The 2482-nt window shown below is 49.1% G+C and carries 1 protein-coding gene and 1 pseudogene; both read right to left on the bottom strand.

Going from position 1 to position 2482, the window contains the following annotated elements; translation table 11 throughout:
- A pseudogene (gene oppB, locus NNN71_RS24355) lies at positions 1–249 on the bottom strand (oligopeptide transporter permease); the annotation flags it as partial.
- Positions 250–334: 85 nt separating this feature from the next.
- Positions 335–1966 carry an oligopeptide ABC transporter substrate-binding protein OppA gene (oppA, locus tag NNN71_RS24350; RefSeq protein WP_064545033.1) on the bottom strand — a complete coding sequence of 544 codons (1632 nt, stop codon included), beginning with the start codon at positions 1964–1966 and terminating at the stop codon, positions 335–337.
- Between the last annotated feature and the right edge of the window lie 516 nt (positions 1967–2482).

The raw sequence follows: 2482 nt of genomic DNA, 5'->3' as shown, positions 1-2482 counted from the left end.
ATCTTTATATTTAAAGGAGGGGCCGAAATCACCGTGGGCTAACTGCTTCAGGTAATTACCGTACTGCACCAGGATAGGATCGTTTAAGTGATACTTTGCTTCGATGTTGGCCATGACCTCGGGCGGCAGCGTACGCTCACCCGTAAATGGGCTGCCCGGCGCAAGGCGCATCATAAAGAAGGAAATCGTAATAAGGATAAATAGCGTCGGAATCGCTTCCAGACAGCGACGTAATATAAATTTCAACATTGCCCGTACCTTCTGGCATGTGCCTTTGCACTGCTCTCAAATAAGACACGATGGGGCGAGCACATGCTCGCCCCACGTATTGCCATTAATGCTTGATAACGTACAGATCTTTGGTATAGACGTTATCCATCGGGTCTTTACCGGTGTAGCCGCCAACCCATGGTTTCACCAGGCGGGCGTTAACGTAGTAATAGACCGGTACGATAGCGGTATCTTTATCCAACTGCTGCTCAGCCTTGGCATACGCGGCTGTACGCTGCTCTTCGTTGGCGGCTTTTACCGACTCAGCCATGATCTTATCGAACGCTTCGCTCTTATAGTGCGCGGTGTTCATTGAGCTACCGGACAACATGGTGTTCAGGAAGGAGGTTGGTTCGTTGTAGTCCGCACACCAGCCAGCGCGCGCAACGTCATAAGTCCCCTGGTGACGAGTGTCGAGGAAGGTCTTCCACTCCTGGTTAACCAGTTTGACTTCAACGCCCAGGTTCTTACGCCACAGTGAGGCCGCGGCGATAGCCAGTTTTTTGTGCAAATCGGAGGTATTGTACAACAGGTTGAAGGTCAGCGGCTTATCAGCAGTATAACCCGCTTCCGCCAGCAGTTTTTTACCTTCTTCATTACGTTTTTCCTGTGACCACTTGAACCACTCTGGTTCGGTCAACTTCGCGCCATCGGTATACGGCGGCGTGTAACCATAAGCCGGCAGGTCGCCCTGGCCTTTGACCTTGTTAGCGATGATATCGCGGTCCAGACCCAGCTTCAGTGCGGTACGTACGCGAGCGTCGGTGAACGGGGCTTTCTGGTTGTTAATTTCGTAGTAATAAGTACACAGATACGGATCGACGTGAACTTCGTTCGGAATCTCTTTTTTAAGTTTCTGGAACAGTTCGATCGGCAGCTGGTTATAGGTCATATCCAGCTCACCGCTGCGGTAGCGGTTTACGTAAGTCACTTCAGAAGAGGTCGGCAGCCAGGTTACCTGATCGATAACGGTCTTCTTGTTATCCCAGTACTGTGGGTTACGTTCCATCACGATACGTTCGTTAACAACCCAGTCTTTCAGGGTGTACGCACCGTTAGTTACGATGTTGCCCGGCTGAGTCCATTTCTCGCCGAATTTCTCGATCGCCGGTTTGTAAACCGGGGACATGGCCGGGTTCACCAGCAGCTTATAGAAATAAGGCACTGGCTCACTCAGCGTCACTTCCAGAGTGTGGTCATCGATCGCTTTGACGCCCAGTTCGCTCGGTGCTTTTTTACCGTCGATAATTTCATCAACGTTCACAATATGGCCGTACTGTGGATAGCTGGCATATGGCGATGCGGTTTTCGGATCGACCAGACGCTGCCAGCTATAAACGAAATCTTGTGCGGTAACCGGTTCGCCGTTGGACCATTTGGCATCTTTACGCAGATGGAATGTCCAGACTTTAAAATCTTTATTGTCCCAGCTTTCGGCGACGCCCGGAATCGGGTGACCGTCTTTTGGAGAGGTATTCAGCAACCCTTCGAACAGGTCGCGGCTGATATTTGCCTCTGGCACCCCTTCAATTTTATTCGGGTCGAGAGACTGCGGTTCAGCACCGCTATTTCGTACCAGCGTTTGTTTGCTCGCTAACTCGGTGCCTGCAGGAACATCTGCAGCCATTACGTTCCCTGCGATCAGCGCTGTGAGAATGCCAGCCGCAACCAGGCTTTTTTTTGTGATGATGGACATTGTGTTGATACTCCGTTCATTATTATTACTGACTGTCGTCAGCCTGTTTAGTCCCCTTTCGGGTTCCTGTGCAGCGCAGGAGATTTTTGCGTCTGCCAGGTCATTTACTGCCTGCTATCACCGACTTTTTTATTACGGCCGCTCTTATGGCAGCCTGACGTCGATTCATTAAAGCCTCCCCCCTGTCGGGACGCTTTTCTTATTCTGTTCATAACCGCTTACATATGGAAACAGTTATCATTTACATAGCTTTATGTTGCGAATAACTCAGGCCGGAAAGTACCAAATGCCGATTATCGCCGCCAATATAATTTGCAAATTTGTTAACCAATTCTCTTTTAGCCAGCAAAGCAGCCTGTTGATGACAGCGTATGCACAAAACACGATATTCTTAAATCTATTATTATCAGATAGATATACAAAAAATGGTGCCTGTTGTTTGCTGGCTCAGTATCAGAGGCTGTTTTTTGTACGAAAATTTAACAGTTGCTCATTTTTTAGCACATAACTCTGCCC

Source organism: Kluyvera sp. Awk 3 (genome assembly GCF_028069715.1).
GTDB classification, from domain to species: Bacteria; Pseudomonadota; Gammaproteobacteria; order Enterobacterales; family Enterobacteriaceae; genus Kluyvera; species Kluyvera georgiana_A.
This window is presented reverse-complemented; position numbering and strand designations above follow the sequence as displayed.